Source organism: Shinella sp. JR1-6 (assembly GCF_004284735.1).
Classification (GTDB): domain Bacteria; phylum Pseudomonadota; class Alphaproteobacteria; order Rhizobiales; family Rhizobiaceae; genus Shinella.
The window spans coordinates 291579-318465 of sequence record NZ_SHMI01000004.1 but is presented as its reverse complement, the minus strand read 5'-3'; the positions used below and the strand labels follow the sequence as shown (position 1 = coordinate 318465).

The 26887-nt window shown below is 64.3% G+C and carries 26 protein-coding genes, 1 tRNA gene and 1 pseudogene; 6 read left to right on the top strand and 22 right to left on the bottom strand.

The window, feature by feature from the left end:
- Positions 1 to 11: 11 nt before the first annotated feature.
- From EXZ48_RS35775 to EXZ48_RS09125, 11 genes and pseudogenes are all read right to left on the bottom strand, one after another.
- On the bottom strand, positions 12 to 464 hold the full coding sequence (locus tag EXZ48_RS35775; RefSeq protein WP_256370889.1) for an aminotransferase class I/II-fold pyridoxal phosphate-dependent enzyme: 453 nt from the start codon (positions 462 to 464) through the stop codon (positions 12 to 14).
- 88 nt (positions 465 to 552) lie between these two features.
- A pseudogene (locus tag EXZ48_RS35770) lies at positions 553 to 1227 on the bottom strand (pyridoxal phosphate-dependent aminotransferase); the annotation flags it as partial.
- Positions 1228 to 1398: 171 nt separating this feature from the next.
- The gene (locus EXZ48_RS09165; RefSeq protein ID WP_165909315.1) at positions 1399 to 2280 is read right to left on the bottom strand and encodes a DMT family transporter; all 882 of its coding nucleotides are present in this window, start codon (positions 2278 to 2280) and stop codon (positions 1399 to 1401) included.
- 101 nt (positions 2281 to 2381) lie between these two features.
- Positions 2382 to 2756, bottom strand: coding sequence for a nuclear transport factor 2 family protein (locus EXZ48_RS09160; protein ID WP_023512238.1), 375 nt, complete (start codon positions 2754 to 2756; stop codon positions 2382 to 2384).
- An 18-nt stretch (positions 2757 to 2774) separates the two neighbouring features.
- Positions 2775 to 4082, bottom strand: a complete 1308-nt coding sequence (locus EXZ48_RS09155) for an aminotransferase class III-fold pyridoxal phosphate-dependent enzyme (protein WP_130515470.1) — start codon at positions 4080 to 4082, stop codon at positions 2775 to 2777.
- Between the two features lie 40 nt (positions 4083 to 4122).
- Positions 4123 to 5322, bottom strand: a complete 1200-nt coding sequence (locus EXZ48_RS09150; protein WP_165909314.1) for a M20 family metallopeptidase — start codon at positions 5320 to 5322, stop codon at positions 4123 to 4125.
- Between the two features lie 79 nt (positions 5323 to 5401).
- Positions 5402 to 6358: an agmatinase gene (speB, locus tag EXZ48_RS09145; RefSeq protein WP_130515465.1), complete on the bottom strand. Its 957-nt coding sequence runs from the start codon at positions 6356 to 6358 to the stop codon at positions 5402 to 5404.
- A 39-nt stretch (positions 6359 to 6397) separates the two neighbouring features.
- Entirely contained in the window at positions 6398 to 7306 is a 909-nt protein-coding gene (locus tag EXZ48_RS09140) for an ABC transporter permease (RefSeq protein WP_130515463.1), read from the bottom strand.
- A gap of 9 nt (positions 7307 to 7315) precedes the next feature.
- The gene (locus EXZ48_RS09135; RefSeq protein ID WP_165909313.1) at positions 7316 to 8590 is read right to left on the bottom strand and encodes an ABC transporter permease; all 1275 of its coding nucleotides are present in this window, start codon (positions 8588 to 8590) and stop codon (positions 7316 to 7318) included.
- On the bottom strand, positions 8590 to 9696 hold the full coding sequence (locus EXZ48_RS09130; RefSeq protein ID WP_245461979.1) for an ABC transporter ATP-binding protein: 1107 nt from the start codon (positions 9694 to 9696) through the stop codon (positions 8590 to 8592). The genes EXZ48_RS09135 and EXZ48_RS09130 overlap by 1 nt, the downstream gene beginning before the upstream one ends.
- Before the next feature lie 82 nt (positions 9697 to 9778).
- Complete coding sequence (locus EXZ48_RS09125; protein WP_130515461.1) at positions 9779 to 10858, bottom strand: ABC transporter substrate-binding protein; 1080 nt, start codon at positions 10856 to 10858, stop codon at positions 9779 to 9781.
- 147 nt (positions 10859 to 11005) lie between these two features.
- Here EXZ48_RS09125 and EXZ48_RS09120 point away from each other — a divergent pair, with 147 nt between their 5' ends.
- Genes EXZ48_RS09120 through EXZ48_RS09110 form a run of 3 tightly spaced genes read left to right on the top strand, consistent with a single transcriptional unit; the run spans position 11006 to position 14879 of the window.
- Entirely contained in the window at positions 11006 to 12649 is a 1644-nt protein-coding gene (locus tag EXZ48_RS09120) for a 5-guanidino-2-oxopentanoate decarboxylase (RefSeq protein ID WP_130515459.1), read from the top strand.
- Complete coding sequence (locus EXZ48_RS09115; protein ID WP_130515457.1) at positions 12646 to 14052, top strand: FAD-binding oxidoreductase; 1407 nt, start codon at positions 12646 to 12648, stop codon at positions 14050 to 14052. Before EXZ48_RS09120 ends, EXZ48_RS09115 begins: the two co-directional genes overlap by 4 nt.
- Positions 14053 to 14093: 41 nt before the next feature.
- Positions 14094 to 14879 carry an IclR family transcriptional regulator gene (locus EXZ48_RS09110; RefSeq protein WP_130515455.1) on the top strand — a complete coding sequence of 262 codons (786 nt, stop codon included), beginning with the start codon at positions 14094 to 14096 and terminating at the stop codon, positions 14877 to 14879.
- On the opposite strand, the gene EXZ48_RS09105 is transcribed toward EXZ48_RS09110, so the two are convergent.
- The 4 genes from EXZ48_RS09105 to EXZ48_RS09090 are packed head-to-tail and all read right to left on the bottom strand — an operon-like array spanning position 14870 to position 18479.
- Positions 14870 to 15616, bottom strand: coding sequence for a molybdate ABC transporter substrate-binding protein (locus tag EXZ48_RS09105; RefSeq protein WP_130515454.1), 747 nt, complete (start codon positions 15614 to 15616; stop codon positions 14870 to 14872). The genes EXZ48_RS09110 and EXZ48_RS09105 overlap by 10 nt on opposite strands.
- Complete coding sequence (locus EXZ48_RS09100; RefSeq protein ID WP_130515452.1) at positions 15609 to 16400, bottom strand: ABC transporter ATP-binding protein; 792 nt, start codon at positions 16398 to 16400, stop codon at positions 15609 to 15611. The genes EXZ48_RS09105 and EXZ48_RS09100 overlap by 8 nt, the downstream gene beginning before the upstream one ends.
- The gene (locus EXZ48_RS09095) at positions 16390 to 17424 is read right to left on the bottom strand and encodes an iron ABC transporter permease (protein ID WP_130515450.1); all 1035 of its coding nucleotides are present in this window, start codon (positions 17422 to 17424) and stop codon (positions 16390 to 16392) included. Before EXZ48_RS09095 ends, EXZ48_RS09100 begins: the two co-directional genes overlap by 11 nt.
- Positions 17421 to 18479: an ABC transporter substrate-binding protein gene (locus EXZ48_RS09090; protein ID WP_130515448.1), complete on the bottom strand. Its 1059-nt coding sequence runs from the start codon at positions 18477 to 18479 to the stop codon at positions 17421 to 17423. The genes EXZ48_RS09095 and EXZ48_RS09090 overlap by 4 nt, the downstream gene beginning before the upstream one ends.
- Positions 18480 to 18680: 201 nt before the next feature.
- On the opposite strand from EXZ48_RS09090, the gene EXZ48_RS09085 reads away from it, so the two are divergent.
- Positions 18681 to 18890 carry a molybdopterin-binding protein gene (locus tag EXZ48_RS09085; RefSeq protein ID WP_130515446.1) on the top strand — a complete coding sequence of 70 codons (210 nt, stop codon included), beginning with the start codon at positions 18681 to 18683 and terminating at the stop codon, positions 18888 to 18890.
- Between the two features lie 51 nt (positions 18891 to 18941).
- Here EXZ48_RS09085 and EXZ48_RS09080 read toward each other — a convergent pair whose 3' ends face one another.
- From EXZ48_RS09080 to EXZ48_RS09065, 4 genes are all read right to left on the bottom strand, one after another.
- Positions 18942 to 19958 carry an iron ABC transporter permease gene (locus tag EXZ48_RS09080; RefSeq protein WP_024270599.1) on the bottom strand — a complete coding sequence of 339 codons (1017 nt, stop codon included), beginning with the start codon at positions 19956 to 19958 and terminating at the stop codon, positions 18942 to 18944.
- Positions 19959 to 20987, bottom strand: a complete 1029-nt coding sequence (locus tag EXZ48_RS09075) for an iron ABC transporter substrate-binding protein (protein WP_130515444.1) — start codon at positions 20985 to 20987, stop codon at positions 19959 to 19961.
- Between the two features lie 74 nt (positions 20988 to 21061).
- A complete protein-coding gene (gene glp / locus EXZ48_RS09070) occupies positions 21062 to 22294 on the bottom strand; it encodes a gephyrin-like molybdotransferase Glp (RefSeq protein ID WP_130515442.1) in 1233 nt (410 codons plus the stop codon).
- 15 nt (positions 22295 to 22309) lie between these two features.
- Positions 22310 to 22657: a gamma-glutamylcyclotransferase family protein gene (locus EXZ48_RS09065; RefSeq protein ID WP_130515440.1), complete on the bottom strand. Its 348-nt coding sequence runs from the start codon at positions 22655 to 22657 to the stop codon at positions 22310 to 22312.
- A 170-nt stretch (positions 22658 to 22827) separates the two neighbouring features.
- Between EXZ48_RS09065 and EXZ48_RS09060 the strand changes: the two genes are divergently transcribed.
- Positions 22828 to 23724, top strand: a complete 897-nt coding sequence (locus EXZ48_RS09060) for a bestrophin family protein (RefSeq protein WP_130515437.1) — start codon at positions 22828 to 22830, stop codon at positions 23722 to 23724.
- Positions 23725 to 23894: 170 nt separating this feature from the next.
- Positions 23895 to 24374: an NUDIX domain-containing protein gene (locus EXZ48_RS09055; RefSeq protein WP_130515435.1), complete on the top strand. Its 480-nt coding sequence runs from the start codon at positions 23895 to 23897 to the stop codon at positions 24372 to 24374.
- 151 nt (positions 24375 to 24525) lie between these two features.
- Here EXZ48_RS09055 and EXZ48_RS09050 read toward each other — a convergent pair.
- From EXZ48_RS09050 to EXZ48_RS09040, 3 genes are all read right to left on the bottom strand, one after another.
- Positions 24526 to 24601, bottom strand: a tRNA-Lys gene (locus tag EXZ48_RS09050).
- 117 nt (positions 24602 to 24718) lie between these two features.
- Positions 24719 to 25636, bottom strand: a complete 918-nt coding sequence (locus tag EXZ48_RS09045; protein WP_023515670.1) for a PhzF family phenazine biosynthesis protein — start codon at positions 25634 to 25636, stop codon at positions 24719 to 24721.
- 128 nt (positions 25637 to 25764) lie between these two features.
- A complete protein-coding gene (locus tag EXZ48_RS09040) occupies positions 25765 to 26871 on the bottom strand; it encodes an endonuclease/exonuclease/phosphatase family protein (protein WP_130515433.1) in 1107 nt (368 codons plus the stop codon).
- Positions 26872 to 26887: the final 16 nt, after the last annotated feature.

Here is a 26887-nt window from a genome sequence, read left to right as displayed (position 1 = left end):
GGCCCGCGTTCTCAAAGCGCCTCGCAAAAATGACGAAGACGCCCCAGCCCCTTCGCAATCAGGTCCTCTGATCCGGAAAAGGAGAGGCGAATGAAGCTGTGCATGTTGGGCCCGAATGCGACGCCGGGCACGACAGCGAGGCCTTCCGCAGCAAACAGGCGTTCGGCAAATTGCGTCCCCGAAAGCCCGGTCGCAGAGACATCGACGAAACAGAACATTCCGCCCACGGGCCGGACGAAACGCAGCTGCGGCAGCCGCGAAAGTTCGGCACTCATGAGGTCGCGACGGCGGCGCAGTTCGTTGGAGAAAAACAACACGTCCTCATCGCCCGCCTCTTCCAGCGCGACCGCCGCCGCATCCTGGACGAAGGTCGGCGAGCCGAACAGCATGCATTGGGCCATGTTCTGGAGATGGGCGGCGGCCGAGGGTGGGCCCAGCGTCCACCCCACGCGCCAGCCGGTCATCGCATGGGATTTCGACAGGCTGTTCACGATGATCGTGCGCTCCCGGATCCCCCGGCAACGACGCGGCGGAAAGGAACGCACCGTCGAAGACGGCATTCCGGTAGACCTCGTCGCTGATGATCCACAGGTTGTGCCGTTCCGCAACGGAGGCGACGGTTTCGAGTTCGGCGCGATCGAGCACGTAACCGCCGGGATTGTTGGGAGAATTGAGGAGGATCGCCCGGGTCCGCTCCGTCACCTGGGCCAGGATCGATTCCTTCGAAAGCCGTGCGCCGCCGGCGTCCATGGATAGTTTGACCGGGCGTGCCACGGCGCCACCGGCACGGATGGTTGCCTCGTAGGTCGCATACCAAGGCTCCAGGTAGAGCACTTCGTCCCCCGCCCCCGCGACGGTCATCACGGCGGCGAAAAGCGCGTTCTGGGCGCCGGCGAAAACCGTCACCTGATCGGCCGACCAATCCTGACGGTCGAAACGGTTTTGGGCACGGGCGACGTTCCTGCGAAGCTCCGGCGTCCCCGGAACCGGCGCATAATGCGTCCGCCCCGCCCGAAGGCTTCGGATCGCGGCATCGGTAATCCTGATGGGCGTGTCGAAGGAGGTGTCACCGAGACAAAGACTGACCACATCTTCTCCGCGGTCCAACGCATCCGCCGCGGCATCGGCGATGACCCAGCCGGCCGCCCCTTCGCTGGCGATTGCCCTCGTATGCGCCGAAAACCGCAAGCTCCCGTCAAGCGTATCTGTGTTTTGAGACAGTTCCATCAATACCTTCTCCCCTCGCGGCGCCTCTGGCGAACGCATCACCCGCTAAGTTCACCCGGGCATTTTCCGTCGTTACACTCCCGAAGACCTCCGCCGCGACACGAACCGGGCGGATGGCACGGGATCATTTTCGCATGGGACCCAGCCTTTTCTTCATCGATCTCGGCGCCCTCAACCCGACCGCGACCCGATGGTCGCGACAAAGGTTCCGGCGACGATGAGGGCGGAGGCGATGATCACGGTAAAGCCGATCCGATCGCCCAGCAGGGCGGCAGACAGCGTCAATCCGGATACGGGCTGAAGAAACTGCATGAGGCTCGTGCGGCCGACGCCGCCCTGGCCGAGTGCCCAATACCAGAGAACATAGCCGAGGATGGTGACGCCGAAGGCGAGATAGGCCAACGCCATCCAGGTTGCCGTCTTCCACAGGGTGGGATCGACCGGTCCGAGCAGCCAGGGTGTCAGCGGCAGAAGGAGGCAGGCCGACAGGCCCGCGCCCCAGAAAGTGATCGCGCGCGCCGGATACCCGCGCTTCTGCAGGTTCCCGCCGATGACATATCCCGCGCATGCGAACAGCGTCGACGAGAGGACAAGCAGATCGCCACCCAGCGTCGCCTCGCCATCCGTGGCGCCCCCGCGCCCAAACACCAGCAGGCTTTCTCCGCCGAGGGCCACGGCACATCCGATCCACCAGAGACCGGACGGCAATCGCCCTTCCGACGCATAGGCGATCGCCGATGTCGTCACCGGCATGCATGCGAGGATCATCGCGCCGTGCGTGGCGGACGTTGACTGCATTCCCCAAGAAAAAAGCGTTGGAAAGGCGACCATGCCGCAAAACCCCGCAAGCGCGACCTGGGCGACCTCCCGGTTCGTCGGCGGAAGTCTGATGCCAAGCAAGAGGGCAAGCACCAGCCCAACCAGACCACCCGCAACCGTGCGGATCGCCATCACGCCGAGCGGTGAAACTTCGCCGAGCGCGAGTTTGGTGCCGACCGGAGAGGCGCCCCACAACAACACCGCCAGCAAGGCAACCCCATAGACCCCGATCAACGCCGCACCATCCGATCTCACGACATTCCCGCCTTCCACTCCCCGAGAAACCTCCGCCCCGAAACAAGGCGCTCCCCCGTACAGAGGGAACGACAGACCGGTCAGATCTCGAAATGCCAGACTTTCGCGACGATCTGCCACTTGCCGTCGATGAGGACGAAGGTCAGCTCGTCAACGAACCTCTTCGGCAGGTAGACGTCCTTCACGCGGGCATGCGCGGTCGTGGGGCTGGAAACCGTGATCGAGAGGATCTCGTCCTGGCGCACATCGCCCTTCCCTTCAGGAGACGGCCGATTGGCCACCAGATCGAGATAAGCATCGACATCCAGGTTCACGAGCTTCCCCTCCGTCGCGGAATAGAGTTGCGCGCGGGGATGAAAGACCGAGCGGAACCCCTCCACATCACCGAAATACAGTGCGTCCAGATATGCCTGGACCGCTGCATGGATGCCTTCAGCCGCAGAATTGTCAGTCATGTTGATATCTTCCTCTTTTCAAGCTGCGCCGCGTTCGAATTCGGCATCCGCCAGGTTCAGACCATGGTCGAGAGCCGCCAGCAGCGTATCGAGTTCAGCATCCGAGATGATGAACGACGGCGCAAGGAAAAGGGACGTCTGTTCGCCGCTGGTACCGATGATCGCCCCCGCCTCGATTGCCCGGGCCGCCACACGTGACGCGACGGGGGACACAGCCGTGTCGGCATACCAGTCGCGCCAGTCGGGGCCGTGGAGTTCGACGGTCCAATGCAGGCCAAATCCGTCGACCCGCGCAACGCTCGGATGCCGCCGTGCGATATCCACCAGCCCCTGCTGCATTCGCCCTTCCAGCGCCTTGACGCGGCGGATGATGTCACCGTCCTTCATGACCGAAAGGTAGGCACGGATCGCGGCAACAGCACTCGGATGTGCCCGGAAGGTGCTGTAGGTCTGCCAGCTCTTGTCCTTCATCTCATCGACGATGTCCTTCGACATGACGACCGCACCGGCAGGAGCAGAACCGCCGGCAAGGCACTTGCCCAATGTGACGATATCCGGGCGGGTCTCGCCGCCCTGGAAAGCGAACCAGCGACCACTGCGGCCAAGACCGGTCACGACCTCGTCGGCGATCCAGAGGGATCCGGCCTTGCGTGCGGCCCTCGCCACATAGTCCTGATAGTCCGCATCGTAGTAGGTGCCGCCCTGCGTGTAGTCGACGATCGTGGCGGCGACAGAAGAGAGTGCCTCCTCGGTGCCCGCCATGCGATCGGCGAGCGGCCGGTTGTCGGAAACGCCGCCATATCTGGCATTGACCGGGCCGGGGATGATCCGCACGGGGACCTGCGCGGGAACCGGCTTGCTGCCGCCGCCCTGGATGGCAAGGCCACCGTGCCAGTGCGGCTGTACGGTCATCTGCCGGGCAAGCCCTGCCATGCCGTGATACGCGCGCTCGCGGGTCGCCAGCTCCGTTCGGCCGGTAAGCGCCTGGGAAAAGGTCAGCGCGAGATCGTTCGCTTCGCTTCCCGACAGAAAGAAGCGGACGGCGCCCACCCAGCTCTTCTCCTCGCCGAAGGCGATGTCGATCAGATCCTCGGCAGCCGCCTCACGCTCGGCCCAGAACCAGCCTTCGTTGATGACCGGGTTGGATGCCGCCTTGATCATCGCCTCGACCATCGCCGGATGCTTGTGGCCGAGTGGCCCGCCGGTGTTGCTCCCGTCGATCAGGCGCCGACCGTCCGCCAGGATGAAATATACACCCTCGCCATCGACGACCTTGATGACCGGGTCCTTGCCCGCGTTGAGACCGGTTTGAAGAAGTCTGCTCATGAGAGCCTCCATGTAGAGATGAGTCAGTGATTTGGTCGCGTCAGTCCGCCGAAGCGACCCCGCACAGATCGACGATCATGCGGCTCCAGATGCCGCAGGCTTCGACGAGATCCGCAACCAGGATGTGTTCGTCGGGCGTGTGTGCCCATTTTTCATTGCCGGGCCCGAGGCCGACCGTCGGGATGCCCGCCGCGCACATGAACGTGCCGTTGACGCCAAACCGCCAGGAGGCGACCGTGTCGGGCCGTCCGGTCATGGCTTCCCGCGCACGAAGCGCAGCCGAGACGACCGGGCTTTCCGGATCGACCCACATCAAGGGGTAGTGCACGATGACGGCAAGGTCGTAGGTGAAGCCCGCATTGCCGGAAGCGATCCGCTCGAGAATGTCGCGAAGCTCCCGCTCGCAGCTTTCGGCCGTCTCGCCGCGTACATATCGCCTGTCGACCCGGATGATACAGCGGTCGGGCACCACCGCCGTCCCGTTGTCCGGCGAGGATTTCATGGAAATCAACGTCACCGTAGCCGGTCCGAGAACGGCGTCGTCCTTCATGGCCGCCGCATAGCGTTGCAGTTCGTCAAGGAACGGAGCAGCTTCGAACACCGCATTGACGCCATTGCCGGGTTCCGACGCATGGGAGGTGCGGCCGTGGACCGTGATCTCCACATCGATCTTGCCGCGATGACCGATGTGAACGCGGCCACGGCTGGATTCGGTGTTCAGTCCGAAATCCGTGCGCACACCCCGGGCGATGACCGATGGCACACCCAGCGGCGAATCCACTTCCTCCCCCACATCGGCGACGAAAACCACATCGCCGCGAAGTCTCACCCCGGCCTTTTTGATCGCCGCGATCGCATAGGCGCTTGCCATGACGTTGCATTTCATGTCGCAGGTACCGCGGCCGTAAATCGCGGTCCCCTCCTCGCCCCAACGGCGCGCATCGACCAGCGCGCCGCTGAAAGGGTCCTTCATCTCCCCGGTCGGGACATGATCGATATGGCCGTTGACCATCAGGGACGGTCCATTGCCTGCACCGCGCAGCACCGCGATCACATTGCCGTTCGCATCGGTTTCGACGGTATCGAAGCCGAGCTCCCGCAGATGCCTGGCATAGATTGCCGCCACGGCACCTTCCTCGAAGGAGAGGCTGGGCGTCCGGACGACCTCCTGGCACGCCGCGACCATTTTGTCGGCGTCAAGGCACCCGTCTATTGCTGCAAGGATCATGTCGTTCGTCATTCTTGTCACACCCCTTTCGGTCCGGCGGCCGTTGGTCTTCCCGGCGATGCCCGGGTTGGTCCTGGCGGTGTCCATCCGGTTACCTGGCCTTCTCGACCGCCTTCGCCATCACGCACAGCATCTCGAACATCATGTTCGCGGCGGTGACGCAGGTGATGCCGGTCGGATCGTAAACCGGAGCGACTTCGCTGATGTCGGCGCCGACGAGGTCCTTGCCCTGCAGCGAGCGGATGATCACCTGGAGGTCGCGGGGCAGAAGGCCACCGATTTCCGGCACGGCGGTGCCCGGCGCATAGGCGGGGTCGATGCTGTCGATATCGAGGGAGATGTAGAAGGGGCCATCGCCGAGAACGCTGTTGATCTTCTCGATCACCGCGGCGCGCCCCATCTCCTCGTACTCGTCGAGGGTGATAATGCTGTACCCCTTGTCATAGCCGAACTGGACATCGTCATCGCCGAACCGGCTGCCGCGCAGGCCGAGCTGCACGACGCGCCGGGGATCGATGAGGTTCTCCTCATAGGCGCGGCGCATGAACGTGGCGTGGTTCACCTTCGTGCCGCACATCGTGTCCATGACGTCGGCATGGGCATCGATATGCAGGATGCCGACCGGCGGGTCGGAGGCAAGCGCACGCAGGATCGGCGTCGGGATGGTGTGGTCGCCGCCGATGGCAATGGGCCGGATGCCGGCGTCCTTGACCTCCTGGAAATACGCCTGGATCTGATCGATCGACGCGTCCTTGTTCAAGGGATTGATCGGCGCGTCGCCGATATCAGCGACGGTGCACAGGTCATACGGGCGAACGCCCGTCACGGGGTGGATACGGCGGATGATGCGCGAGGCCTCGCGCACACCGGCGGGTCCCTGGCGGGGGCCGGAGCGATAGTTCAGGCCGAGATCGAAGGGAACGCCGCACAGTCCGATATCGATGCCGCGCACGATGTCGTGGCGTCGCGTCCGCAGGAACGTCGCGACGTCGGAAAAGCGCGGCGTTACGGCCGCATCGACGGGTTGGAAGTCGCTCTTGTCAAGCATGGGTGTCTCCTGAATTTTATTGTTTGAGATTGTGCTGGATCAGGCGGCGACGCCGCGCATCCGGTCCGATCGCCGTCTGAGCAGTTCGACCGCCGTAAGAAGACCGAGAGAGAGGAAAACGAGGATGGTCGCCATCGCCAGGATCGTGGGGCTGATCTGCTCCCGGATGCCGGCCCACATCTGTCTCGGAACGGTGCGCTGGTCGTAGTCGGCGAGGAAGATGACCGTCACGACCTCATCGAAGGACGTCGCGAAGGCAAAGACGCCACCCGAGATCACGCCGGGCAGGATCAGCGGCACGATGACCTTGAAAAACACGCGGACCGGAGAGGCACCGAGGCTGAGCCCGGCCCTGATCAGGTTGCGGTCGAAACCTTCGAGGGTCGCGGCGACGGTGATCAGGACGAAGGGCGTGCCCAGAACGGTGTGAGCGATGATGAGGCCTGCGAACGTGCCCGTCAGCCCCAGCTGGGAGAAGACGAAATACATGCCGGCGGAGGTGATCACGAGCGGAACGACCATCGGCGAGATGAGCGCACTCATGACGAGGCCACGCGCCGGCATGTTCGGGCTCGTCAGCCCCAATGCCGCCAGCGTGCCGAGCAGCATCGACAGAAGCGTCGTCGCGACGGCGATGACGAAGCTGTTCTTCAGCGAATGGATCCACTGTGAATTGTTCCAGCTGTCGACCAGATAGCCCCAGCCGAATGGCGCATTCGGATCGTTCATTCCGTTCTGGATGATGTCCCGATACCACCGCAGCGAAAACGCCGACGGATCGAGCTGAAGCATGTCGCGCGAGAAGGTGAAGTAGGGCGCGGCGTTGAACGACAGCGGAATGATCACCAGGATCGGGGCGATGAGAAAGAGGAGAACGAGGCCGCAGAACGCCAGATAGCTGTAATGGGCGATGCGGCCGGCGACGGAAGTATGTGCGGGAAGCGCCATGGTCAGCTCCTAACCCATCCTGAGGCCGTTGCCGCCGGTGAGGCGGTTGAACAGCCAGTAAACGAGGAGAACACCCACCAGCAGGATCGAACCAAGGGCAGCAGCAAGACCCCAGTTCAGCGACTGCTGCATGTGATAGGCGATGACATTGGAAATGAGCTGGCCGCTCTGCCCGCCGACGAGTGCCGGCGTGATGTAGTAGCCAACGGCGAGCACGAAGACGAGAAGGGAACCGGCAAGGACACCGGGAACGGTTTGCGGGAGATAGACCCTGCGGAAGGCGGTGACAGGCGATGCACCGAGCGAGAGCGCAGCGCGGACATAGGACGGCGGAATCGATTTCATCACGCTGTAGAGCGGAAGGATCATGAACGGCAGCAGCACATGCGTCATGGCGATGAGCGTGCCCGTGACGTTGAAGATGAGCGGCAGCCGGTTCGCGTCGTTCACCGCGCCGACGAAGACGAGGATGTCGTTGATCACACCCTGCCCCTGAAGAAGGACGATCCAGGACGTCGTGCGGACGAGCAGAGACGTCCAGAACGGCAGGAGGACGAGCATCATCAGCAGGTTGGATGTCTTCAGCGGCAGCCTTGCCAGCAGCGCGGCGACGGGATAGCCCAGCACGAGGCAGAGACCCGCCACGGCGGCGCTGACCCAGAGCGTGCGCAGGAAGAGCGTCTGGTAGATCGCCATGTTCGCATCGACGCGCTCGACCGAGCCGTCGGCAGCATGCTGCAGGTCGAGTGCCGCAAGGAAATGCCGCGACGTGTACGGCTGGCTCAAGCGCCTGATGAGTGCCCAAAGCCCGGGATTTCCCCAATCCGGGGCCGTCGCGACAAGCGTTTGCTTCCAGCCGTTCGCGGGCTCGGACGACAGTTGCCTGACCGTCCGCATCACCAGCGGCCGGGCCCCTGCCCAGTCGAAATTGAGCGCCGACGTGACCTGCCCCAGCTTTTGCTCGTCGTTCGCCTGCCTGAGATCGGCGGCGAGATCCGCGTAGACATTTTCCGGAGGCGTGCCGTTGCCGTCCCATTCCGCAAGCGAAAGGGAGGTACGGTGCAGAACCGCCCCGAATTCATCATTGCTGACAGCCCGCTGCAACATGGTTGCCAGCGGCCACGCGAACATGACCAGGAGAAAAATGCAGAGTGGCGCAACGAGGGCCAGCGCCCGCAACTGGGCTTGTCTCTTCGAGCGTCGGTGCTGCTTCATGACCGAGGTGGCGGGCAGAGCAGCAGGCTCCGGAGCCGGCCATCCCGCGGTGGCGGTGCCTCCCCTCATCACGCCGCCTCCCGACCGCAGCCGGATGCCTCGTCGAGAGCCCGGCAGTCGCCGACCTGCCAGCCAAGCCGGATGGGTTCGCCCTTCCTGAAGGTCCGCCGGAGCGAGGCGTTCTGAACCTTCACCACGAATTCGTGTTTGCCGAACACACGCACCTGGATGCGCGAGTGGTCGCCGACATAGACCTGATCGACCACCTCCCCGCCCACCACAGTTTGCCCAGGCCCCTCTGTCGCCGGTTCAACGACGATGCGTTCGGGCCGAAGGGAAAGCAGGGTCGCGCCACCGACCGCAGCCTTTGTAACGGCAAGCGCACTGAGGACCTCGCCGTTGTCGATCCTGACCCGACACACGTCCCCGTCCCGCTCCGTCACGGTTCCAGGCAGGACATTGTTCTCGCCGATGAACTGGGCCACGAAGCTGTTGCTTGGCGTCTCGTACACCGCGTCCGGCTTCGCCAGCTGCTGGATCTTGCCGAAATTGAACACCGCGATCGTATCCGACATTGTCAGGGCTTCGGCCTGGTCGTGGGTGACATAGACGATGGTGACGCCGAGCCGCTCGTGGATGCGCTTGATCTCGTATTGCATCTGCTCGCGCAGCTGCTTGTCGAGCGCGCCGAGCGGCTCGTCCATCAGCACGAGTTTCGGATCGAAGACGAGGGCGCGCGCGACCGCGACGCGCTGCTGCTGGCCGCCCGAAAGCTGTGCCGGCCGGCGGTTGCCGAGATGCGGCAGTTCGACCATGTCCAGCGCCCGCTTCACCTTCTCGGCCGTATCGGCCTTGGAAATGTTCCGGACCTGCAGGGGAAAGGCGAGGTTTTCCGCAACCGTCATATGTGGGAACAGAGCGTAGTTCTGGAACACCATGCCGATGTTTCGGCGCTGGGGAGCCACCCGGTTGATGGGCCGGCCGTCGAGGAAGATTTCGCCGGATGTCGCGGTCTCGAAACCGGCAAGCATCATCAGGCATGTCGTCTTGCCGGAGCCGGAAGGCCCGAGCATGCTCAGGAACTCCCCTTCCCGCACATCGAGATTCAGATTGTCGACCACCGATACAGTGCCATCGTAGGTCTTGCTAACGTTCGCAAAATTGACTGACGCCAACGTCCTGTCTCCACCCAATCGTTCACCGGCTGCCGGCAGCCACGGCTGCCAGCAGGTAAAATCTCGCAGGTTGAAGGGACGGCTACTTAGCCAGCCACGAATTGAACCGGGCAAACAGCTCGTCGCGGTAGGTCGACCAGAACTCGCTGTCGGACTCGATGGCGTTTTCGAGATGCGCGGTCGGGACGAAGTCCTTCATCTCGACGCCGGTCTTGTCGTTCTTGCCGATCAGGGCGATGGCGGATTTGCGGACAGGCCCGTAGGAGCTGGAATTCGTGATTGCGGCCTGCTGCGTGGTCTCGCTGACGAAATGGACGAATTTCGTTGCAGCCTCGAGGTTCGGTGTTCCCTTCGGGATCATCCAGACATCCCTGTCCCAGACCTGCCCGTCCCAGACGATGGTGAACGGCTGCTTTTCGTCGTTGATGGCGTTGAAGATGCGGCTGCTGTAGGCGGAGGTCATGACGACCTCGCCATCCGCCAGAAGCTGCGGCGGTTGCGAGCCCGCCTCCCACCAGACGACAGAGGACTTGATCGTATCGAGTTTCGCGAAGGCGCGGTCGATCCCCTCCTTGGTCTCCAGAACCTTGTAGACATCGGAAGCCGGCACGCCATCCGCCAGCAAGGCCCATTCGAGATTCACATCCGCCGATTTGCGCAGACCTCGTTTGCCGGGAAACTTCTCCAGATCAAAGAAGTCCGCGATGGTTTTCGGACCATCGGCCAGCTTCGACGTGTTGTAGGCCATGGATGTCGACCAGATCACCGAACCGATACCGCAGTCGCTGAGCGTCCCCTCGACGAAATCCTCGCTGGCCGCCGTGCCGTCCGTGGCGGCCGGAAGCCCCCCGGCATCCTGCTTTTCGAGGATGTTGTCAAAGCAGCCCGTTTCCGCAAGCGCCTTCTCCCCGACAACCACGTCCCAGGTGACGTTCCCGGCTTCGACCTGCGCTTTGATCTGGCCGAGGCCGCCATTGTAATCGACGGAGTTGACGGCGATCCCGGTCGCCTTGGTGAAGGGCTCGTAGAATGCCTTCTTCTGGGCTTCGGTATAGGCGCCACCCCAGGAGACGACGGTGATCGCCTCCGCGGCAAACACCGGCACGGAAAGGCCACCGGCGGCAATGGCGATGGCGGCGACGGACGTCAAAAATCGTTTCATGTTCCGAGTTCCCACTCTTTGTTGATAAAATTCCGAATTACGGAAGTTATTTTCATTTTTCAGAATGAGTAGGGGGTTGCCGGAACCTTGTCAACAGCATATTCAGTATAACAGAAATTGCTTCCGAAAAACGGAATTGGAGGATCCATGAAAAATACCGGCGGGAGAGAACTCGTCGCGCAACTCGAGGGATACGGCGTCGATACGGTCTTCGGCATGCCCGGCGTGCACACCCTGGCCTTCTTCGCCCCCCTGGCAAAAAGCACGATCCGCCATATCGGCGCACGACACGAACAGGGCGCCGGCTTCATGGCCGACGGCTATGCCCGTGCCACCGGAAAGCCCGGTGTCTGCCTCATCATCAGCGGCCCGGGGGTCACCAATGCCGCCACGCCGATCGGGCAAGCCTATTCCGATTCCATTCCCGTTCTGGCGGTAACGAGTGCGATCGCCCGCGACGACATGGGCCTCGGGCGCGGCATGCTGCACGAGATCACCAACCAGCAGGCCGTGACCGCGCCGATCACCGGCTTCAGCGCCACGGCGTTGACGGGCCGGCAGATCAGCGAGCATCTGGCGAGGGCGATGACATCGTTCCGGACGGAACGGCCGCGCCCGGTTCACATCTCGATCCCCCTCGACATTCTCGACGAGGACGTTGCGCCGCGCCCAGTCCGAACCTTCCTTCCCCGCCAGCCCGGCCCGAACCCCGAGGACGTAAAGGCAGCCGCAGACCTGTTGCGCGCGGCGAAACGGCCGATTGTCCTGGCCGGCGGCGGCTGCCGCAACGCGGGGGCCGCCCTGACGCGCCTCGTGGAAAGCCTGCAGGCACCCATCGTCACCACGGTCGCCGGCAAGGGCGTGGTTGCGGAATCGCATCCCCTTTCGCTGGGATCCACGCTCCAGAGGGCAAGGATCCGCAGGCTCGTCGAGGCCGAGGCCGATCTTGTGATCGCGATCGGCACCGAGATCTCGGAGCCGGACCTCTATGTCACCGCAGACAGCGAGGCGGCTTCCGATGGGCCGGCGCGCACGGACACGACCCGCCTCGCCATTTCCGGAAGGTTCGTCCGGATCGACATCGATCCCGCGGCAACGGTCAGGGACTACACACCCGACGCGGCAATCGTTTCGGATGCGGGGCTTGCCGCGGCGGCGCTTGCCGATGAGATGAGCCGGCAGCCCCTCGCCTCGACCTGGGATTTGGATTTCGAGACCATCCGGCAACAGGTCCGGCAGGAGATATCGCCGCTGGAGCGCCAGCACGTCGCCGTGCTCGACGCCATCAGGAATGCACTTCCCCCGGATGCACTGGTCTACGCCGACATGACGCAGATCGCCTACACGGGATGCGTCTATTTCCCCGTCGACGTTCCCGGCACATGGCACTTTCCAGTCGGGTACGGAACGCTGGGATACGCCCTGCCCGCGTCGATCGGCGGCGCCGCCGGATCGCCCGGACGCGCCTGTCTCGCGCTTGTCGGCGATGGCGGCCTTCTCTTCACCCTTCAGGAGCTCGCGACCGCGGTCGAACAAAAACTCCCCCTGCCGATCGTTCTCTGGGACAATGACGGCCTCGGCGAGATCGCCGATTTCATGCGGGCAAGAAATATCCCGGAAGTGAGCGTCCGCCCGCTGAACCCCGATTTCGTGGCCCTTGCCGACGCCTTCGGCTGCCGCACGGCAACGCCCCGATCGCTGGAAGAGATCGAAGATGCGATTCGCGGCGCCCTTTGTGCCGACCGCCCGACGGTCATCCTCGTCAGGCAGGATGCCGAGTATCGTCGATGAAGCCCGAAGCGCGCGCCAGAAAGGTCGATTTCGAGGCTGCCGCCGGCGAACTGGACGCACGGTTTGCATCCAGGTTCACTGTCGCTCGCGCCACCAGGGACCATCACGGCCACGACGAAGGGTGGCATCCGGCATCGGCACCCGATGGCGTGCTGTTTGCAACGACGACCGAGGATGTCGTCGATGCCGTGCGCATCTGTGCAGCATACGGGGTTCCGGTCATTCCCTACGGGAGCGGCAGCGCCATGGAAGGCAGCGTCAACGCCGTTTTTGGCGGGCTCTGCATCAACCTCTCCGGCATGACCGCCGTGCTGTCAGTGAATGCATCCGACATGGATTGCACCGTCGAGGCGGGGTGCACCCGCTCGGTGCTGAATTCGTTTCTCCGGGACACCGGCCTTGCCTTTCCCGTCGATCCCGGCGCCGATGCGACCATCGGCGGCATGGCCGCCACCCGCGCATCCGGAACGATGACCGTGAAATACGGCTCCATGCGCGACAACGTCATCGGCCTGGAAGTCGTTCTGGCGGATGGAACGGTCGTGCAGACGGGAGGGCGTGCAAGGAAATCGTCATCCGGCTACGATCTGACAAAACTCTTCGTCGGCTCGGAGGGGACATTGGGGATCATCACGAAATTGACCCTGCGGCTTCATCCCATCCCGGAACATGTCGTCGCCCTGCGCGCGGTTTTCGGAGAAGTAGGGCTCGCGGTGGAGTTCGTCGTTCTCCTGATGCAGCTCGGCCACCCCGTGGCGAGAGCCGAATTCATGGACGAGCTGGCGCTGGAAGCGGTGTGCAGATACGAGAGGCTCGACTATGAGCGCCGCCCCACCCTGTTCCTCGAATTTCATTCGGGTGTCGGCCCGCTCGACGGAACGGCCGAGGCTGTCGAGGATCTTCTGAGGCAGTGCGGTGCGAAATCCGTTCACTGGGCCTCGACGGCCCGTGAGCGGGCGGAAATCTGGAGGGCCCGGCACAATGCGGCCCATGCGGAGCCACTGCTACGGCCGGGCGCGAAGGCGATGGTGACGGATGTGTGCGTGCCGCTATCGAACCTGGCGGCCTGTATCGCCGAGACGCAGGCCGATTTGACATCCACCGGGCTCTGCGCCCCGATCGTCGGCCATGTCGGCGACGGAAACTTCCATCTGGCGATCCTGATCGATCCAGCCGCGAAATCAGAGATTGACGAAGCCGAGCGCCTTCACGCAAGGCTGGTTGCACGCGCGCTCGGCTTTGGCGGAACCGTCAGCGGCGAACACGGCATCGGCCTTGGAAAGCGTCCGTATCTGGAAGCCGAGCATGGCGCAGGCCTTGCAGTCATGAAGTCGATAAAGCAGGCACTCGACCCACAGGGGCTGATGAACCCGGGAAAGATCTTCCTTCCGGACCACCCTTGAGGGAGCAACTGAATTCTCACATGCGAGCATGGATCAAGTGAATGAGCAAAACGAAGGAAAATGGGTCTGAAAAGGGATCGAACCCGCTGCGGCGGATCGCGACCGTCCTGGACGCCGTTGCGTTTTCGTCGTCCGGCCTGACCCTTCAGGATATCGCCAACGCAGCGCAGATCCCGGTCTCTTCGGCCCACCGCATCACCAATACTCTGCTGGATGTCGGGTATCTCGAGGCGGCGCCGAACAAGAAGGTCTATCTTACCGGCCCACGCCTGCGGCGCCTCCTCAACCTGAGCTTCGGGGATGCCCCGATCGAGAAGATCGCCTCGCCGCTCCTGACCGAACTGGCCAACAAGCTGCAGGAAGTGGCTTTCATTTGCCGGCTGGTGGCCGGAAAGATCAAGCTGGAGGCCTTTGCCTTCCCGCAGGAAGCGCCATCCTCGCTGATCCACCCCGGATATGAATTCCCCTTTCACGCAACCGCAAGCGGCAAGGCCATGCTGGCATTCCAGAACGAGGATTTCATCGCGGACGTGCTCAGCGCGGATATCCCCCGGTTTCAGGCCGGCACGACCGTCGACCGGGCCGAGATCCGGCAGCAACTGGATGCGGTGCGCCAGCGGGGATATGCCGTGAACGACATGGAGTTCGACCCGGGCGTCTTCGCGCTCGCGGCCCCCGTCACCTTCGAACACGGAGACGTGTTCCTCACCGTCGGCATCGTGGGCATGAGCGCGAGGATGCATAGCCGCTTCGAGGAAACCGAGATGGCGACGTTCGTGAAGTCGACCGCGGGCAAGCTATCTCACCTGCTCTCAAGTCATCGCTGACGGCGATGCACTGCGCCGTCACGGCTTTCGAACCCGTTCCGCAGCAGAAGCCGCTCTGCCGCTTCAGACAACAGGAAGTCCCGGAAGGTGGCGGCGTCCTCTGCCGCGCCTTTGCGTAGCGCCAGGCCATAGGCGGTATCCGGCGCGTAGGCGGGCGGGATCGCCACGATGCCGAAAGCGGGGTGCTTTGCGTGGAGACGGGCATTCGATGCATAGCCGAGGAAAAGATCGACTATGCCCTCGGCGATCAAACCCGCGGCACTACGCCCCGGCGGCGAATGACGCCCGCCGACCAGTTGCAGGGCCCGGGCCTTGAGCGTTTCGCCGAGACCGCGATGATGGGCCTCCAGACGATCGAACATGTCGAACGCATAGTCGCCCGACGGATCGTCGCCCGGCGTCGACATGCCGATCCGGGTCGAAGGGGCCGAAAGCACCGTCACGAGATTTTCCGCGGTCAGCCCGAGGCCGGTGCGGGCGAGAACGACGAGCCGGTTGCGCGTAAAACAGACCGCTTCCTCCGTCAGCCCGGTCGACGCAAGATGCTGCGGATGGGCCATGTTGGCGGAGGCAAAGAGATCGAAGGGCTCGCCCGCCTCGATCCGTTCGCGCAACAGCCCGGCCGGCCCCAGCGATACGGAAACTGGAACGCCGGCGGCCTCCCGGAAGGCATCGGCAATGTCCGGCAGGGCGTGCCGCAGGCTGCCGGCGGCGAGGATGCGGACGGCCTCAGTCATCCTGCTTTCTCCTGCGCACCCTCTGCCGGAAAAGCGGCACGAAAGCGGTCTCCTCCCGCTCCCCGCCGCCGAGCCGAACGCCGCGGACGGGAACACCGTAGAGCGCCTCGAGGCTCGCTTCCGTCATGACCGTCGCGGTCGGGCCGAACAGGGTCTGGGTTTCCGGCAGCATGAGGAGGACCTTGTCGGCGATCGCGGTCGCATGGTTCGGCTGATGGGTCGTGAAGGCGATCGCCAGTTTCTGGCTGTCGGCCAGCCGTCCGAGCAGCGAGAGCACGATGTCCTGGTTCTTCAAATCGAGCGCGGAGGCGGGTTCATCGAGCAGCAGCACATCGTTCTCCCCGGCCAGCGCCCGGGCGATCAGGACGAGCTGGCGCTCCCCGCCCGACAGAGAGCCGATGCTGCGCGCCGCATAGCCGGCCATGCCGGTCGCCTCCAGCGCCGTCATCGCCTTCTCGACGTCCGCCGCACCCGGCGTGCCGAACAGGGCAACGTGCCGGGCGCGCCCCATCAGCACGATATCCAGTACGGAATAAGGAAAGGCACCGGAAAACTCCTGCGGCACGACACCGGTTCGCGGATTGGTTTCGACGGTGCCGGAGGTCGGCGTCAGCAGCCCCGCGAGCACACGCAGCAGGGTGGATTTGCCGCGACCGTTCGGGCCGAGGATCGCGGTGATCTCCCCGGCGCGGAGATCGAGATCGAGTGCGCGGAACTGCCAGCGGTCGCCGTCATAGGAGTGACCAGCCGTGTCGAGATGCAGCATGACGAGATCAGAGGCCATGGCCGCCTTTCTGGGTCTGCCGCAGCACCAGAGCAAAGACTGGCGTGCCGATCAGCGCCGTCAGGATGCCGAGCGGGATTTCCGTCGATGTGACCGTACGCGCGACCGTGTCGATCGCGAGGAGATAGAGGGCACCGAGAAGGAGCGAGGCCGGCATCATGACACGATGATCCGGCCCAACCAGCAAACGCGCCATATGCGGCACGACGAGCCCGGCCCAGCCGATGACCCCGCTGACGGCGACCTGCGCGGCGACGATGCACGAGACCAGAACGAGCACCAGCCAGCGCAGCGGCTCGACGGCAACACCGAGGGTGCGGGCGTCCTCATCGCCCATCGACAGGAGATTGATGCGCCAGCGAAGGCCGATGAGCAGCACACCGCCCAACACGACCGGCGCGGCAACCAGGAGAAGCTTGTCCCGGTTCGCGGTGGCAAAACTGCCGAGCAGCCAGAACACCATGGCCGGCAGCTTGTCCTCGGTATCGGCGAGGTATTGCAGCAGGCTGACGAGAGCGCTGAAGAAGCCGGTGATGACGACCCCGGCGAGAACCAGCGCGAGAATGTTGCGGCGGGCGACGATGCCGTTGAGGGCGTAGACGAGAACGAGGGCCGACAGCCCGAAGGCGAAGGCCGAGGCGAGGAGCCCATAACGCGGGAGGCTGAAGAGGATCGCGAGCGTCCCGCCGAAGGCAGCCCCCGAGGAGACGCCGACCACTTGCGGCCCGACCAGCGGATTGCGGAACACGCCCTGCAGTGCCGCCCCGGACAGAGCAAGCCCCGCCCCCGCCAGCACGGCGAGGAGAATACGCGGCAAACGCACCGTGAAGACGACATTCGCCTCCATCGGCGTGACGGGAACCTCCGGCGGGCTGATCGGCGCCAGCAGAATGGCGATCACACGCGCAAAGGGAATGTCGTAACGACCGATGCCGAGCGCGGCGATGGCGGCGACCGTCAGCACGATCAGCAGCACTGCCACCGTTGCCCCGGCCGGCCGTCGCACAGCCGCCCCACCGCTCATTGGCCGGCGCGATAATCGGTGCGGTAGAATTCCTTGTAGTAGGCGTCCGCTTCCTTCTGCATGTCGATATCCGCGAAACGTTCCGGATAGAGTTCCTTCGCCATCCAGAGTTCGCCGAGCGCCATGGCTTCCGGCATCGGATACCCCCACGCCTTGGCATATTGCGGCATCAGATAGATGCGGCCGTTCCTGACGGCGTCGATCGTCTGCCAGGAGGCCGCCGCCTTGATCTCGTCGACCACGGCCGGGTAGCGCTCCTGCACGAAGATGACGGAGGGATTCCATTTGAGCACATCCTCCATGGTCACCTGCTTGAAGCCGGCGATCTCGTTGGCGACGTTGCGGGCGCCGGCGCGCTCCATCATCAGGCCGGTATATTTGCCGCGGCCATAGGTCGAAAGTTCGGGGTTGGCCATGTAGACGGGGACACGCTTGTCCTCGGGAATGTCGGCAAGGCGCTCGGCAACAAGGGCACGGGTCTTCCTTGTGGCCGCGATCATCGCCTCGCCCTTCTCCTCGCGGTCGAGAATATCGGCAATCAGCCGCACGCCGGCCGCAAACCCTGCATCGATCGCCGCCGGCTCATCCGCGACATCAGGGTTCATCTTGACGGCTTCTTCCGGCGGTACGTCGAGCAGCGATATGGCGACGACGGCAAGCCCGGCCTCCTCGATCTGCTTGACCATGTCGGCCGGCGCGTAGTTCGTGACGAACACCACGTCGGGCTTCAGCGTCAGCAGCTCCTCGATGTTTACCTTGGTCAAGCCGCCCGGCATGGCAAGGTCGGGAAGGTTCGGCACCAGCCGCACGTACTTGGCGCCGAGCTGCTTCTTCCACTCGTCGAGCACGCCAACGACCTTGTCCATCGCATCGAGCTGCACGGCGATGTTGAGGGTCTGGTGCTGCAGGATGACGACGCGGTTCACCACGTCGGGAACGTGCACCTGCCGGCCGATCTGGTCGGTGACGACGCGATCCGCCCAGGCAGGCGCGGCGAAGAGAAGGCCGGCGATCGCGAGCGCGATCTTCGGGGCAGTGGCAAGACGTGCGAGCATGAAGGAATCCTCCGATCGGAAGCGAAGGGATAGCAGCTATCCCCGGTCGGCAACAACGTTATATTTTTAGAAATATTACGTACGGTGGTTTTTTGAGAAGCGCCGGCAAATCTGGAGGTGTTCTCCCGGTTTGCGTGGTAGTCACCGGGTAACGCGGCGTATTATGGCGCGCCGTCAAAGACAGGAGCACAGGAGAGCCCGATGAAAATCAGCGCCCGCAACCGCCTCAAGGACAAGATCATCGAAGTGACGAAGGGTGCGACCACCGCCCATGTCCGTATCGAGGTCGCCGGCGGCGCCGTCGTCACCGCGTCGATCACCAACGAAGCCGTCGACGAACTGGACCTTGCCGTCGGTGGCGAAGCCTATGCGGTCGTCAAGGCGTCCGACGTGATGGTCGCGGTCGACTAACATCCCGATTGAACACCGCTTGCCGCGACGACGCGCGCGGCAAGCGCCTCGTTACCAGCCCCGCTTTCCGGCGATCAGCAGCCACAGGAAAAAGGGCGCGCCGACGGTTGCCGTCAGGATACCGAGCGGCACCTCGATGTCCGCGATGGAGCGCGCCAGCATGTCGACGACGAGGAGATAGGCCGCGCCGAAGAGCATGGCGGCCGGCAGCAGGCGCCGGAAATCCGGCCCGACGAGCATGCGGGCGATATGCGGGATGACGAGGCCGATCCAGCCGATGATGCCGGTCACGGAGACCGTCGCGGCCGTCACCAGCGTCGCACCGGCGATAAGGGCGATGCGCGTCTTCACCGTATCGATGCCCAGCGTGCGCGCCTCCTCCTCGCCGAGCGTCAGGATGTTCATCCGCCAGCGCAGCAGCAGCAGCGGCACGAGGCCGAGGACGACGGCGGGCAGGATGGAGAGCACGTCGAAGCGGGTGATCGCCGTCATGCTGCCGAGCAGCCAATAGGTGATGGCCGGGAGCTGGTCGTAGGGGTCGGCCAGGACCTTGATCAGCGAAATGCCGGCGCCGATCAGCGCCTGGATGGCGATGCCGGCAAGCACCAGCGTCAGCACCGGATCGCGCTCGCGCACCAGCGCGCCAATGCCGGTGACGACAATCACCGCCATGAGACCGCCGGCAAAAGCGGCGAGCTGGATGGCGAGCACCGGCAGGGAGAGGAAGATGCCGAGCACCGCCCCGAGGCTGGCGCCGACCGAGACGCCGAGCAGGTCCGGCGAGACGAGCGGATTGCGGAACAGGCCCTGATAGGTCGCGCCCGCCGCCGCCAGTCCCGCGCCGACGACGACGGCCGCCATGACGCGCGGCAGGCGCACGTTCCAGAGGACGGTGGCGAGCAGCGGATCTGTCGTCTCGCCCGTCACGAGCTGCCTGAGGGCGGTAAAAAGCGGCTGCGGCCCGTCGCCGTATTTGCCGACCATCATCGAGAGGGCCACCAACCCAACGAGGCCGGCAAGACCGAGCATCACGGCAAGCCGGCCCGGTGGGGCAGCGCGTGGCCGCATCTACTTCGCCGCACCTTTCAGCAGCGTTGCAAGCTGCTCGTCGCTGAGCTCCACCTGGTAGAACAGCTTGAAGAAGGCACGCACCTCCTCATCGAGCACCGCGGGAAACACGTCCGGATAGAGCGTGTGTTCCAGCCAGGCGATGCCGATCAGGCGGTTGATGCCGGGCGGCGAATCGATCCAGCCGAAGGGCAACGTCGGCGTCGCGTGGATACGGCCGGCCTTCACCGCGTCCAGTCCCGCCCAGAGCGGGTCGTCCTCCACGGTTTTCGCAAATTTCGGCGAGGCGGCGAGAATGACGTCCGGCTTCCAGGAGAGGATCTGTTCCAGCGAGACCTGGGTGAGGCCGCCCTTGCCCGCAGCAGCCGCGACATTGCGGGCGCCGACAGCTTCGAGGATCTCCATGTTGATAGAGCCCGCAAGGCCCGTCTCCAGCCCTTCCGCGCCGCGACCGTAGTAGACGGCGGGGCGCTTGTCCTCAGGAATGTCGGCAAGACCCTTTTCCAGCGCGGCCAGCCTTTCATCGGCATAGGCGGCAAGCGTCTCCGCCCGCGCCGCGACGCCGAGTATCGCCCCGGTCTCGCGCAGCATCGCGCCGGTTCGGGCAAAGGCACCGTCGACAAGCACATAGGGTATGCCGGTCTGCGCCTGCACCTTGTCGGCAAGGGAGGCATAGGTCGGGTTCACCGTGCCGACATCGATGATGATGTCAGGCTTTGCCGCCAGCACCGCCTCGATATTGGCCGTGCCACCCTTGCCGGTGAGCTGGCCGAACGTGGGAAGGTCCCGGGTCGCCGGCAGCAGAAAGACCTTTTCCTCCGCCTTCGGCTCGCGCACCCAGCCGGCGAGCTTTTCCGGCGCCAGCACATAGACCAGCACCGAGGCCGGTGGGCCGGCGGCGAGCACCCGCTCCACCTTGTCGGGAATGTCCACGACGCGCCCGGCCGCATCGGTGATCGAACGCGCCGCAGCGGGCAAGGCCGAAAGGAACAGGGCAAAAAGAACGACAAGGCAGCGCAAGGCCGGCATGAATCTCTCCTACGATATATTTTGGGAAATATATCCGTGCTTTGCATCGACATGGCAACAGGCAGGAGCACCGATCAGCCGGGAAATCCCTGCCAGACCGGCAGCGTGTCGACATTCTCCCCCGCGTCGATCACCCCCTCCCCGGGTTCGAGAACAATCATGACATCCGCAAGCGCGAGATGGCGCAGGCTTGCGGATCCGCCATAGGGTAGCGGCTCCACGGCCGTTGCGCGACTCCTGGAATCGAGCCGGAGCCGCCCCAAATGCACCTCGATCCGCCCGGCGGATCTTGCGAGCGGGCGATCGACCGGCAGGCGCAGGACGCTGGCATTTAACGGCCGCCCCTCCAGCCGCGCGAGAACCGCCCGGCCGAGAAGTGTGAAGCTGACCGCCGCAGCCAGCGGGTTTCCCGGCAGGAGCAGGATCGGACAGTCATCGATATCGCCGAAGCCGACCGGCTTGCCCGGCCGCATGTCCAGCTTCCAGAACTCGAGGAAGCCGCGACGGGAAACAACCCTCGCCAGATGATCGGCAAAGCCGACGGACGCGCCGCCTGAGGAGATGAGAAGGTCGTGATCCGCCGCCGCCTCGACGAGACGTTCAAGGATCACCTCCGGATCGTCATGCGCCATGCCGAGATCCGTCACCGCGGCGCCGGCTGCAAGCAGCATATGCGACAGCATCGGACGATTGCTGTCAAAAACTTGGCCAGCCGCCAGCAAACCGGGACTGTCCACCAGTTCGTCACCGGTGGACAGCAGCGCCACCTTCGGCCGCGGCGCCACCAGCACGGAGCGAAGGCCGAGGGCAGCAAGCAGCGCCATCTGGCCGGGGCCGATGCGTGCACCTGCCTCAAGCAGAGTGTCACCCCGCGAAACATCCTCGCCGACGCGGCGGATATTCGGCTTGGTTCCGTCCCGGACACGAAGGCGCACCTCCCCGCCCTTGATCTCCGCAGCCTCCTGCACGACGATGCGGTCGGCACCGGGCGGAACCGGCGCGCCCGTCGTGATGCGCACCGCCTCGCCGGGGCACAGCGCCGGCACGACAATCTGGCCCGCGGTGATCGTCTGCACGATCCTCAGAACCGCAGTCCCGTCCGGGCCAATATCAGACGAGCGGATGGCAAAACCGTCCATCGCGGCATTATCGAAGCGCGGCAGGCAGGTGGATGCGACGATATCCTCGGCAAGGACATGGCCGAAGGCTGCGGAGAGCGCCATGCGCACCGGTGGAAGCGGTGCTTCGATGTAGCCGGCTATGAAGGCCAGCGCATCCCGGAGCGATTTCGGCGCCTCCTCGTTCATCGCCGCGCCCGTCCCCTATGCCTTGACGTAGACGAAGGCACGCCGGCCCGATTTCAGGAAGACCTCGACCCGCTTGTAATCCGAGACTTCATAGGCGTCTGCCGCGGTGAGTTCCTTCGCGGTGATACGGAAGACCTTGCCCGGCACCTCGTCCTCCGCCTTCTCCGAGGGAACGACGATCAGATGAAAGCGCTCGCCGCTCTTGCGCAACACCTCCGGATCGGTGATCTCGACCTTGTCCGTGCGATAGCCCGTCATCGCATCGTCCTCGCCATCCAGCAGGCGGCCGAAGGACGAGAGCTGAACGCTTGCCAACTGGAGCGTGCCGTAGGAAAACAAGAGGATATCGGCGGGTTCGGTCATTCAAGGGTCCTTTGCACGGCAGGGCGTTCCGGGCGCCGGAAGCGTCCTTCCGTCGACAAGACGGCCACATCCGGCCCTCCGGCGGCACGATGTATTTTCAAAGATATAGCGACGGCCATGCTTCTACAAACCGAATCCTCTCTCCATAGCCGAACGGACGATCGCCGCCCATGATCATTCGCCCTCGCCCCAGCCTGCTCATGCTGTTCTTCGTTCTGAAGGGGTCGGTGATCCTGCGCACATGGCCGCAGCTCGCCGCAGTCGGCGTGCTCTCCGCCGCCGTCGTCACCGCACACCGCTATGCGCCAAACCTCGTTCCCGGCGTCAATCCTGCGCCCCTGACACTGATCGGCATCGCCCTCTCCATTTTCCTCAGCTTTCGCAACAGCGCCTGCTACGATCGCTGGTGGGAAGCGCGCAAGCTCTGGGGGCAGATCCTTCACACCGCCCGCGATATCGCGCGGCAGACGGTCGTGCTCGACGACGGCTCCGGCACACCGTCGCAGGAGCGGCGGGAGATCCTCGCCGCGATCATCGCCTTCGGCCACGCCGCCGTCCGGCAACTGCGCCGGGAAACGACCAGCCAGGCGACAGGCGAGGCCGCGCTGCCCGCCCATCCGGCGGACGCTGTCCTGCACAGCGTGGCGGCATTGATCGGCCGCATGCTGCGCCAGAACCGCCTCGCGTCCGTCGAGGCCCTTGCCCTCAACGAAAGCCTCGGGCGACTGACGCAGGCGCTGGTCGGTTGCGAACGCCTCGCCAACACGCCTCTGCCCTTCGCCTATACCCTGCTCCTGCACCGCACCGCCTACCTCTTCTGCTTCATCCTGCCCTTCGGTTTCGCCGACATGCTGGGCTGGGCGACGCCGCTCGCCGTCATGCTCGTCGCCTATACGTTCTTCGGCCTCGATGCGCTCGGCGAGGAACTGGAAGAGCCTTTTGGCCTGATGCCGAACGACCTGCCGATCTCGGCCTATGCCACGACGATCGAAATCCATCTGCGCTGCGCACTCGGCGAAACCGACCTGCCGCCCATGCCCGCCCCGGTCGACTACGTCCTCACCTGAGGCCAGGCGCTCCCGGTTCGCGAGGCAATCGTGCAGAGACGCGCAACGCGCCCTCTTCCCTATCGTTATATTTCATGAAATATAACGATAGGGATAATCCACAGGGCGGCGCCTCTAAGCGGCGAAACACCGGCCGAAGGGTCCCCTGATGAAAGAGGCCGACGGATACCATGCAGGAAGAAATTCGCATCGCTGTCGCCCTCGTCGTTCGCGAAAACGGCGAGACGCTCCTGCTGCGCAAGCGCGGCATGCCCCTGTTCATGCAGGCGGGCGGCACCATACGGGATGGGGAAGCGCCCAAGGCGGCCCTTGCCCGCCGGCTGCATGCGGAGCTCGGCCTTGTCATCCCGCCCTCGCGGATGGCACCCTTCGGCTGCTTCGAAGCCGAGGCGGCCGATGCGCCGGATCACCTCATCATCGCCTATGTGTTTCTGGTCAGGTTGCAGGATGAAACGGTCGCACCGACGACGGAGATCGACGAGGCGATATGGACCCCGGTCCAGGACACCCCCGCCCTGCCGCTCGCCCCGCTGACGCGCAACTACATCCTGACCCTCTATTGGCAGATGCAGTTTGGCACCGACCTCCCGGAGAGGTTCGACCCAAAACCGGTCCCCGCCCAGACCCGCGCCGGCCAGCAATACGCCTGAAAAGGACGCAGCAGAACAGGCCCAGCCAACACCTTCAGCAGCGAGCACCTGCACGGCAGAAAACGTCCCGGACCAGCGGAGAGGCCCCTAGGGCCTAGTTTATGTTTTACAGGAAGAAATCAGCGTAACCATTTCTCTCTTAAGAGAAAAATGGTGGGTGATCACGGGCTCGAACCGTGGACCCGCTGATTAAGAGTCAGCTGCTCTACCAACTGAGCTAATCACCCACTTGACCGCTCCAGCGGTCTGACCGGGCGTATAAAGGCGTTCGCGGAGCTTGTCTATAGCCATCCCGAAAAAAGATGCGTCTGCGGACAAATTTCTTCCGCACCGCAAAATAACCGTCACAAATCCAGCGTTCCCCACGCGATGCGAACCGCCTCGCCGCCGATGCGCGCGCCGGCGATCGCCCCGCCCGCAATATCGAGGTGCAGGTGAATGAACGAGGGACGGCCCATTTCGACACCCTGTTCGATCAACAGCGGATGGTGGCCGTCCACCAGCTTGTCGAAGAAGTGGATGGCCCCGGACATGGCGGCGACCGCGGCGCCCGTCGCCGGGTCCTCGGCGATGCCCATATCGGGCGCGAACATGCGGGTATGGAAGCGCGCGAGATGATTGACGCCGCCGCGGCAATAAAGATAGGCCGAGGCAAGTCGCCCTTCCGCGAAGGGCGCGCAGCGCTCCCAGAGCGTCGGATCGAACTCGACCGCAGCGGCGGCCGCAAGATCGTGCACCGGGATCATCACGAAGGCGACGCCGGCACTCCACAGCGAGGGAACGTGATTCTCGAAGCCGATCTGGCCGGGTTTCAGGCTGAACGCATCGGCGAGCGCCTGCCGGTCGAACGTCGCCTCCAGACGTGCCGCCTTGCGCGGCAGGTCGAACTCGGCGAAGGCCGCCTTCTGGATGCCGAGCTTCACCGCGCAGCGCACCGGGCCGACATTCTCCTCCAGCACGCTGACGAGATCACGCGGGCCGGCCTCGCCGCCCTCGCCCGCCTCGGCAATGGCGATTGCCGCGCCGACCGTCGGATGGCCGGCAAACGGCAGCTCCCGGCCCGGCGTGAAAATGCGCAGGCGCGCGCTGTGCGCCGGGTTTTCCGGTGTCTTCACGAAGACGGTCTCGGAAAGATTGAACTCGCCGGCAATGCGCTGCATCGTGCCGTCGTCGAGATCATCGGCATCGAAGACGACGGCCAGCGGATTGCCCGCAAGCCGCGTGTCGGTGAAGACGTCATAGATGGCGTAGCGACGGGGCAAGGTATTCTCCCTGTTCAGTTTTTGCCCGAAGGCATTGTGCTAGAATTGCCCGAGGCACAGGCAGCGGGCAAGGGAAAATCATGCCATGCGCGCCGCCTGGACTTTCTGCTTCCCGCACGCCCGGGCGCCTACAGATCGAGCGTCATCACGACGGGGCAATGGTCCGAGGCCTTCGGCCGGTCCCAGCCGACGCGCGGATACCGTTCCACCTCTTGCCCCGGCGGGAAGGGTGTTCGGAAGGGTTGGCCGGCGCGGATGATTTCGGGCATGCGCTGTGCATTGCGCTCGGCAAGCGAGGGCGAAAGCCAGATATAGTCGAGCTGGCAGAGGTGGCGCTCCTCCGGCCCCCGGCTGTGATAGAGCGTCCAGCGATCGTCCACCGGCCGGCGCAGCATCGGGTTGACGGCAAAACTATCCACCGTGAAGGCGTCAAGCGCGCTCACCGGCTCCCTGCGGGGGATAAAACGATAGCCGTTGCGCTTGTCGCCCTCGACCGCCAGCTTCTCCTGATAGTCGTTCATGTCGCCGCAGATCGCGAAGGCCTTGTCCGCCGTGTGGCCGGCACCGAAGCGTTTCTCGATGATCCGGCGCACCGCCCGCACCTCGGCCATGCGCACCGGCATGGTCGATTGGCGCCCGTCGACACCGTCCCTGCTCGACCCCATCGACTTGAAATGCACCACATAGAGCGTCAGCGGCCGGCCGCCAATGCGCAGGTCCATCTCCAGGCAATCCCGCTTGAAGATCCTGTCATCCGGATTGTGGCCCTGTCCGAGATCCGGCGTGTAGAGGTCGAAATCGCGATAGGTGACCGCCGCATGGCTGCGAATATCGACGCATTCGATGCGCTGGCCGTCACGCGTCTCCTCACGCATCAGCACGGACACGTCGATGCCGCGGCTGTCATTGCCCTCGATCAGGTATTTCTGCCGGTAGCCATTGCCGACCATGCGGAAGAGATAGCCGTATTCGAACGCCTGCAGGGCCGCCATGTTGTCGGTTTCCTGCAGGCAGAGAATGTCGGCATCCGCGTCTGCGATGGCGAGCGCCGAATGCTGACGGGCATCGTCGGTATGCGCGATGGTGCGCGCCTCCTCCAGCCGCTGGTACTCCGCCTCGTTGCGGATGTCGAAGAGGCGCAGCACGCGGTCCTGGCGAAGCTGGTTGCGAAAACCCGTGAAATCGAAACGGGTCATGAGGTTTTCGATGTTGAACGTGGCGAGGCGCAGCGACATGGGGGCTTTCGAGGTT